The 8,528-nt window shown below is 68.5% G+C and carries 6 protein-coding genes; 2 read left to right on the plus strand and 4 right to left on the minus strand.

The window, feature by feature from the left end; genetic code table 11:
- The 4 genes from AC27IQ_RS15450 to AC27IQ_RS15465 form a co-directional block, all read right to left on the minus strand.
- Positions 1–570 (minus strand): TetR family transcriptional regulator (locus AC27IQ_RS15450; protein WP_487089980.1); only part of this gene is annotated, 570 nt, incomplete at its 3' end.
- 40 nt (positions 571–610) lie between these two features.
- Entirely contained in the window at positions 611–2,065 is a 1,455-nt protein-coding gene (gene adeC / locus AC27IQ_RS15455; RefSeq protein ID WP_487089981.1) for an AdeC/AdeK/OprM family multidrug efflux complex outer membrane factor, read from the minus strand.
- Between the two features lies 1 nt (position 2,066).
- Positions 2,067–5,234 (minus strand): efflux RND transporter permease subunit, encoded by a 3,168-nt coding sequence (locus AC27IQ_RS15460; protein WP_487089982.1) that lies wholly within the window; start codon positions 5,232–5,234, stop codon positions 2,067–2,069.
- Between the two features lie 18 nt (positions 5,235–5,252).
- Positions 5,253–6,461 carry an efflux RND transporter periplasmic adaptor subunit gene (locus AC27IQ_RS15465; RefSeq protein WP_487089983.1) on the minus strand — a complete coding sequence of 403 codons (1,209 nt, stop codon included), beginning with the start codon at positions 6,459–6,461 and terminating at the stop codon, positions 5,253–5,255.
- A 125-nt stretch (positions 6,462–6,586) separates the two neighbouring features.
- Between AC27IQ_RS15465 and AC27IQ_RS15470 the strand changes: the two genes are divergently transcribed.
- Together AC27IQ_RS15470 and AC27IQ_RS15475 are read left to right on the plus strand one after the other, a co-directional pair.
- On the plus strand, positions 6,587–7,207 hold the full coding sequence (locus tag AC27IQ_RS15470) for a TetR/AcrR family transcriptional regulator (RefSeq protein ID WP_284394670.1): 621 nt from the start codon (positions 6,587–6,589) through the stop codon (positions 7,205–7,207).
- A 231-nt stretch (positions 7,208–7,438) separates the two neighbouring features.
- Positions 7,439–8,212: a ferredoxin--NADP reductase gene (locus tag AC27IQ_RS15475; protein WP_272549805.1), complete on the plus strand. Its 774-nt coding sequence runs from the start codon at positions 7,439–7,441 to the stop codon at positions 8,210–8,212.
- The last annotated feature ends 316 nt before the right edge of the window (positions 8,213–8,528 follow it).

The following is an 8,528-nucleotide window of genomic DNA, read 5'->3' on the forward strand; positions in this document are numbered from 1 at the left end:
CATGCGCCGGTACCCGGCCGGATCGGTCTCCTCCACCGGCTCGGCCAGCACGCTGCGCCCGACCGCATGCAGGCAGCGCGCCGCCAGGGCCGGCTCCAGGCCCTCGCGCAAGTGGCCCCGGCGCGCCGCCACGGCCAGCGCGGACTCCAGGTGGCGAACGGCCGCCGCCTGGGCCACCGCCGCGCGCGGTCGCAGGCCCTCCCACCCCTCTGCCTCACCGGCTTCGCGCAGCACCCATTGCACCAGCGGCCATTGCACCGGGTCTTCACGGCACTCGCTGATCTGGTGGGCGAGGCAGCGGTGCAGGAGCGACAGGGGCTGCGCCGCGCTCTGGTAGGCATCGAGGCGGGCACCGATGTCCAGCGGCCACCGAAGGCGGCCGAGCAGCTCCTGCAGCAGCGCGGTCTTGTCCGCGAAGTGCCAGTAGATCGCGCCGCGGGACACCCCCGCCTGCCGCGCCACCTCGCCCAGCCCGGCGCCTTGCACCCCATGCCGGGCGAAGGCCTGCAACGCCGCGCTGACGATGCGCGCCCGCGTCAGCTCCGCTTCGGTCTTGGTGTGCTTGGCCACGGTGGCAGGCGCTCAGGCCCCGTCAGGTGCCCGGCGGGCATCAGGGTTTCGCGGTGCCGACGGCGGCCACCGGTGTTCCGGTCGATTCCACCCACCCGCCGCCGAGCGTCTTGTAGAGCGTGACGAGGTTGGTGTAGCGCGACAGCCGCGTGCCGATCAGGTTCTGCTGCGCGGTGTAGAGCGAGCGCTGCGAGTCCAGCACGGTCAGGTAGCTGTCCACCCCGCGCTTGAAACGCGCATCCGACAGGCGGTAGCTGTCGGCCGTGGCGTCCACCAGCGACTGCTGTGCCTCCAGCTGGCGGCCCAGCGTGCTGCGCTGGGCCAGCGCATCGGACACCTCTCGGAACGCGGTCTGGATCGCCTTCTCGTACAGGGCCACGTCGATGTCGCGGTCGGTCCGGGCGATGTCCAGATTGGCCTGGTTGGCGCCGCCGTCGAAGATCGGCAGCGAGACCTGCGGCGCGAAGGTCCAGCTGCCCGAGCCGCCCTTGAACAAGCCCGACAGGTCCGCGCTGGAGGTACCGGCCGACGCCGTCAGGCTGATGCGCGGGTAGAAGGCGGCGCGGGCCGCACCGATGCTGGCGTTGGCGGCCCGCAAGGTGCGCTCGGCCTGCAGGATGTCCGGGCGGCGCTGCAGCAGGTCCGACGGCAGCCCCGGCGGAACCTGGGCCAGCGGGTTCGACGCCGCGCTGGCATCGCTGGGCAGGGCCTGCGGCAGCCACTCGGGCGGCACCTCGGCGCCCACCAGCAGCACCAGGGCATTGCGGTCCTGGGCCACCTGGGCGGTGTAGCGCTCCACATCCACCCGGGCCGAATCCACGCTGGTCTGCGCCTGCCGCAGCGTGAGGGCCGAGGCCACGCCCAAGTCGAAGCTGCGCTGGTTGAGGGCGAAGGCATTGCTCTGGTTGGCGAGCGTGTCCTGCGCCAGGCGCAGCCGGTCCTGGTCGGCCGCCAGCGTGAGATAGGCCGACGCCACTTCGGACACCAGGCTGATGTGCGTGCTGCGGCGGGCTTCCGCCGTGGCGAAGAACTGCTCCAGCGCCTGCGCATTCAGGCTGCGCACGCGACCGAACAGGTCCAGCTCGTAGGCGCTGAAGCCCACGGTGGCGCTGTAGCTGTGGGCCACCACGGGCCGGCCCGCGCCGGACAGGTCTGCCGGCGTGCGGCTGCCGCTGCCGCCGCCGCTGGCGTTGACGGTCGGGAACAGCGCCGCGTCCTGCACGCGGTACTGCGCACGCGCCCGCTCGATGTTGAGCGCCGCCACGCGCAGGTCGCGGTTGTTGGCGATGGCCATCTCGATCACCCGCTGCAGCGAGGGGTCGGTGAACACGTCGCGCCAGCCGATGTCGGCCACCGGCACCGCGGCGGGCGTGCCGGCATCGCCGGCGAAGGTGGCGGCCACGGGCGCGGCGGGCTGCACGTAGGCCGGCATCAGGCTGCAGCCAGCCAGGGATGCCGCGGCCAGGGCCAGGGGAGCGAGGAGGAAGCGGGACATGTCAGGCACCTTCCGAAGCAGGGTGTGGCAGCGCGCCGTGCGCGGCCTGGGCGTTCGGGGCGGCCGGCTTGCGCCGGAACAGGCCCACGATCAACACGAAGAACAGCGGCACGAAGAAGATCGCGAGGACGGTTCCGGACAGCATGCCGCCGATCACGGCCGTGCCCAGCGCATGCTGCGCGCCCGCCCCGGCGCCACTGCCCAGCACCAGCGGCAGCACCCCCAGGATGAACGCCAGCGATGTCATCAGGATGGGGCGAAGGCGCATGCGCACCGCCTCCATGGCCGACTCGACCAGGCCTTTGCCGCCCTCGTACAGCTCCTTGGCGAACTCCACGATCAGGATGGCGTTCTTGGACGCCAGCCCGATGGTGGTGAGCAGGCCCACCTGGAAGTACACGTCGTTCATCTTCCAGGTCAGCATGGCCCCGAGCAGCGCGCCGAACACGCCCAGCGGCACCACGAGGATCACCGAGAACGGGATCGCCCAGCTTTCATAGAGCGCCGCCAGGCACAGGAACACGATCAGGATCGACAGCGCATAGAGCAGGCCGGTCTGGCCGGTCGAGGCCTTCTCCTGGCGCGATAGCCCGGTCCACTCGAAGCCGATGCCGGGCGGAAGCTTGGCCACCGCCGCCTCGACGATCGCCAACGCCTCGCCGCTTGATGCCGCGCCCGGCATCGCCATGCCCAGGATTTCCATGGAGGGCACGCCGTTGTAGCGCTCCAGCCGCGGCGAACCCGATGTCCAGCTGGCCTTGGCGAACGAGGTGAAGGGCACCATCGTGCCGGCGCTGTTGCGCACGTACCAGCGGTCGATGTCCTCGGGCAGCATGCGAAACGGTGCGTCGGCCTGCAGCATCACCTTCTTCACGCGCCCCTTGTCGATGAAATCGTTGACATAGCTGCTGCCCCAGGCGGCCGAGAAAGTGTTGTTGATGTCGGCCATCGACAGCCCCAGCGCCCCCGCCTTGTGCGGATCGATCTCCAGGCGGAACTCCGGCGTGTCCTCCAGTCCGTTGGGGCGCACCGCCACCAGGCGTGGGTCCCTGGACAGCTCGCCCAGCAGCTGGTTGCGCGCCTGCATCAGCGCGGCAGGGCCCAGGTTGGCGCGGTCCTGCAGCATCAGATCGAACCCGGTGGCGTTGCCCAGTTCGGACACGGCAGGCGGCGCGAAGGCGAACACCTGCGCATCGCGGATCGTCGCGAAGAACGCGCCGGCCTTTTGCGAAACGCCCGACACGCTCAGCGCCTCGCCCTTGCGCTCGTCCCAGGGCTTGAGCTTGACGAAGGCGAACCCCGTGTTCTGGCCGCTGCCGGCGAAGCTGAAGCCGGACACCGAGAACACGCCCGCCACCGCATCCTTCTGGTCCTCCAGGAAGTGCTTCTCCACCTGGTGGATGACCTCTTCGGTGCGCGCGTTGGCGGCACCGGGTGGCAGTTGCACCAGCACGAACATCGTGCCCTGGTCCTCGTCGGGCAGAAATCCCACGGGCAGCTTCATGAAGCCGAACACCACCGCCGCCAGCAGCACCGCATACAGCGCCATGTAGCGCCAGCCCTTGCCCAGCATGTGCCGCACGATGCCCTGGTAGCCGCGGTTGCCGCGATCGAAGGCGCGGTTGAACGCGCCGAAGAAGCCGGTCGTCGCCATGGCGTGGCCCTTGGGCACCGGCTTGAGGAGCGTGGCGCACAGGGCGGGCGTCAGCACCATCGCCACCAGCACCGAGAGCGTCATCGCCGAGACGATGGTGATGGAGAACTGGCGGTAGATCACCCCGGTCGAGCCGCTGAAGAACGCCATGGGCACGAACACCGCGGCCAGCACCAGGGCCACGCCGACGAGCGCTCCGGTGATCTGGCCCATCGACTTGCGCGTGGCCTCTTTGGGCGACAGTCCCTCCTCGGTCATCACCCGCTCCACGTTCTCCACGACCACGATGGCATCGTCCACCAGCAGCCCGATGGCCAGCACCATCGCGAACATGGTCAGCGTGTTGATCGTGAAGCCGAACGCCGCGAGCACGCCGAAGGTGCCCAGCAGCACCACGGGCACCGCAATGGTGGGGATCAGCGTGGCGCGGAAGTTCTGCAGGAACAGGTACATCACCAGGAACACCAGCACCACGGCCTCGACCAGGGTCCGCACCACCTCCTCAATGGAGATGCGCACGAACGGCGTGGTGTCGTAGGGCTTTTGCACCTTCATGCCCGGAGGGAAGAACTTCTGCAGTTCGTCCACCCGCGCGTCAATCGCGCGGACCGTGTCGAGGGCATTGGCGCCGGTGGCCAGCTTGATCGCCAGGCCGGCGGCCGGCTTGCCGTTGTAGCGGCCGACGGTGCTGTAGTTTTCGCTGCCCAGTTCGATGCGGGCCACATCGCGCAGCCGCACCTGCGAGCCGTTGGTCAGGGTGCGCAGCAGGATCTCCTCGAACTCCGGCGCCGTCTTCATGCGCGTCTGCGCGGTGATGGTGGCGTTGATCTGCTGGTTGCCAGCCGCTGGCAGCGCACCCAGCTGGCCGGCCGAGACCTGCGCGTTCTGCGCCTGGATGGCCGTCTTCACATCGAGCGGCGTGAGGCCGAAGTTGGCCAGCTTGTCCGGATCAAGCCAGACCCGCATGGCGTACTGCGAACCGAACAGGGTCGTGTCGCCCACGCCTTCCACGCGGCTGATCGCGTCCTGCACGTTGGCGGCCACGTAGTCCGACAGGTCGGAGCCGTTCATGCTGCCGTCTTCGGAGGTGAAGGCCAGCACGTTCAGAAAGTTGGTGGCCGACTTGGTGACCGTGACGCCCTGCTGCTGCACCTCTTGCGGCAGCAGCGGCGTGGCCAGCGACAGCTTGTTCTGCACCTGCACCTGGGCGGTATCGGGGTCGGTGCCGTTGTCGAACGTGAGTGTGATCGTGACCTGGCCGGACGACTCGCTGGTCGAGGCCATGTAGCTGAGCCGGTCCAGTCCCTTCATCTTCTGCTCGATGACCTGGGTGACGGTGTCCTCCAGCGTCTTGGCGGAGGCGCCGGGGTAGTTGGCCGTGATCGCCACGGCGGGCGGCGCGATGCTGGGGTACTGCGCGATCGGCAGGGTGAAGATAGAGAGGGCGCCGGCCAGCATCACGATGATGGCCAGGACCCATGCGAAGATGGGGCGGTCGATGAAAAAGCGTGCCATGGGGTTCTTTCGCGCGCGTCAGTTCGCGGAGTTGGCGGCACCCTCGGGGCCGGTGGCCTGTGCCACGGGCGCGGCCGCGGCCTTGGGTGTCCAGGGCATCGCCTTCACCAGGGCACCGGGCGCGGCCCGCTGCTGTCCGTCCACCACGAGCCGGTCTCCGGCCTGCAGCCCGGTGCGCACCAGCCACTGGTCGCCCACCGTGCGCTCGGTCTCCAGGGCCCGCCGCTGCAGCTTGCTGTCCGCGCCGACCACGTAGGCCATGGGCTTGCCGGTGCTGTCGCGCGTGACGGCCTGCTGCGGCACGAGCAGGCCCTGCTCCTTCACGCCTTCCTGCAGCACGGCGCGCACGTACATGCCGGGCAGCAGATCGGCCCGCGGGTTGGGGAACACGGCGCGCAGCGTGATCGCGCCGGTGCTCTGGTCCACGGTGACGTCCGAGAACTCCAGCTTGCCTTCCAGCGGGTAGGCGCTGCCGTCTTCCAGCATCAGCCGCACCTTGGCGGCATTGGCACCCGCCTTTTGCAGATCGCCGCGGGCCAGGGCCTGCTTGAGGCGCAGCAGCGCGGCGCTGGGCTGCGTCACGTCCACGTAGATCGGGTCCAGTTGCTGGATGGTCGCCAGCGCCGTGGCCTGGCTGGCGGTGACCAGCGCGCCCGGCGTGACGCTGGACTTGCCGATGCGGCCCGAGATGGGCGCATCGACCCGCGCATAGGCCAGGTTGATGCGGCTCGTTTCCACGTTCGCCCGGGCCGATGCCACGTCGGCCTCGCCCTGGCCCAGCGATGCGGCCGCGTCGTCGTAATCCTGCTGGCTCACGGCCTGGATGGCCACCAGCTCCTTGTAGCGGTCGGCCTTGAGCCGGGTGGTCTTGAGGCTGGCCTGGGCCTTGGCCAGGGCGGCCACGTTGCTGTCGTAGGTGGCCTGGTAGGTGGCAGGGTCGATCTGGTAGAGCGCCTCGCCGGCCTTCACATCGCTGCCCTCGCGGAACTTGCGCGCCTTCACGATGCCGCCCACCTGGGGCCGCACGTCGGCGACCAGGTAGGGCACGGTGCGGCCGGGCAGTTCGGTGCTCAGCGCCACAGGCTGCGGCTGCACGGTCATCACACCGACGATGGGCGTGTCCTGCGGTGCCGGCGGGCCGCCCGGGGGCTTGCCGCAGGCGGCGAGCAGACAGGCCATGGCAGCTGCGGCCGACAGCGTGAGCAAGGGGCGATGAACGGGTCGCATGGGCAATCTCCAAAGAACAATGCGCCGATGATATACAAACCGTACTGTACGGTAAAGTAAATTTGACTTCGATTCTTCGCCCATCAATACTCGGACGCATGAATACAGAAAACGGAAGTCGGTAGATGCGCGTCAAGACGGAAGCCAAGCGGGACGCGATCGTGGAAATTGCCTCCCAGGTTTTTTCGGAATCGGGGTTCGAGGGGGCGTCGATGGCGGAGATCGCCGCCCGGGTCGGGGGCTCCAAATCCACGCTGTACGGGTATTTCAGCTCCAAGGAAGAGCTGTTCCTGGAGGTCGCCATCGGCGCGGCCAAGCAGCACATCGAATTGTTCTTTCTCGCGCTCGAGCAGGACGAGAGCGAGCTGGAAACCGCGCTGAAGACCTTCGCCGAGAAGATGCTGGCCGTGATCTGCAGCGAGCCGGCCATCCAGGCCAAGCGCGCCTTCGTCGCCGAATCGGGCCGCAGCGACATTGGCAAGCGTTTCTTCGAACTGGGCCCCCACAAGGGCATTCAGGCCCTGGGTTCGTTCCTGGAAGCCCAGATGCGCAAAGGCCTGCTGCGGCAGGCCGACCCCCTGACCGCGGCGCGCCACTTCATGGCCCTGATGGAGTCGGAGACGGCCACGCCGCGCCTCTTCGGCCTGGAGGACAACCTGTCCAAGGTGAAGATGCGCCAGGCCATCGGCCGGGCCATCGACGTGTTCTTGCGCGGCTACGCGGTGGACCCGGCCGACGGCGCCTGAAGCGCCCGGCACCACCGATCGCGGGAGCGTCCCGGCGCCCGCCGCCCCCCACCGGGCCCGGCTGGCATAAGCACATGCGCAGATGCCATAAGGCCGCGGGGCCGGTTTGCCCGACAATGTGCGGGTTTGCCCGCATGGCAGGGGGCAGCCCAGGTCGCGCAATGCGCCCATCCGCCACCGGCCCTGCCCCTGAAGGCTTCTTTCGTCTCACACCCAATCTGCACCATTTCCATGAGCGCATTCAACGAAGAACGAGTCCTTTCCGTCCACCACTGGACCGACCGCCTGTTTTCCTTCACCACCACGCGCGACCCGGCGCTGCGGTTCTCCAACGGCCACTTCACCATGATCGGCCTCAAGGTGAACGACAAGCCGCTGCTGCGGGCCTACAGCATCGCCAGCGCCAACTACGAAGAGCACCTGGAGTTCCTGTCGATCAAGGTGCCGGACGGCCCGCTGACCTCGCGCCTGCAGAACATCCAGGTGGGCGACTCCATCGTGGTGGGCAGAAAGCCCACGGGCACGCTGCTCATCGACTATCTGCTGCCCGCCAAGCGCCTGTATTTGATCTCCACGGGCACGGGCCTCGCGCCCTTCCTGTCGGTGATCCGCGACCCCGACACCTATGAGAAGTTCGAGGAAGTGGTGCTGGTGCACGGCGTGCGCCAGGTCAAGGAGCTGGCCTACCACGACTTCATCACCGAAACGCTGCCGCAGCACGAGTTCCTGGGCGAGACGGTGTCCAAGCAGCTCAAGTACTACCCCACGGTGACCCGCGAGCCGTTCCGCAACCAGGGCCGCATCAACGACCTGATCGAAAGCGGCAAGCTCTTCACCGACCTGGGCGTGCCCCCGCTGGACCCGCTGGTGGACCGCGTCATGCTGTGCGGCAGCCCCGAGATGCTGGCATCGCTCAAGGCCATCCTGGAGCACCGCGACTTCGAGGAAGGCAACACCACGAAGCCCGGCGACTTCGTGATCGAACGCGCGTTCGTCGAGAAATGAAGTGACGCGCCGGGCGCGGGCGGGCCCGGGATGGCAGAGGCCGGCCCTACCCGCGAGGCACCGGCCTCACGCAGCGCCGGCCCGTGGACAAAGCCACCCCTCAATTGCTATTAAATTAATAGCACAATGCCCTAGTACTGATTGCACTGGAGGCACAAAACACAAGATACCACCACGGTGGCCAGCGGCGCCGGAACCGCCGCCCCAATGGCAACGGGCGGCCAAGGCCGCCCGTGGGACAGTGATGAGGCAAGGGGCCTGCGCAGGCCCCGCCGATCAGTAGCCGTTGTTGGCCACGCGCATCGACTGCGCGCCC

The organism is Acidovorax sp. KPB24-07, from assembly GCF_057543315.1.

Bases quoted from the DNA above. Each gene is read 5' to 3' on its own strand.
- adeC (WP_487089981.1), bottom strand. From the start codon at position 2,065: ATGTCCCGCTTCCTCCTCGCTCCCCTGGCCCTGGCCGCGGCATCCCTG.
- AC27IQ_RS15460 (WP_487089982.1), bottom strand. From the start codon at position 5,234: ATGGCACGCTTTTTCATCGACCGCCCCATCTTCGCATGGGTCCTGGCC.
- AC27IQ_RS15465 (WP_487089983.1), bottom strand. From the start codon at position 6,461: ATGCGACCCGTTCATCGCCCCTTGCTCACGCTGTCGGCCGCAGCTGCC.
- AC27IQ_RS15470 (WP_284394670.1), top strand. From the start codon at position 6,587: ATGCGCGTCAAGACGGAAGCCAAGCGGGACGCGATCGTGGAAATTGCC.
- AC27IQ_RS15475 (WP_272549805.1), top strand. From the start codon at position 7,439: ATGAGCGCATTCAACGAAGAACGAGTCCTTTCCGTCCACCACTGGACC.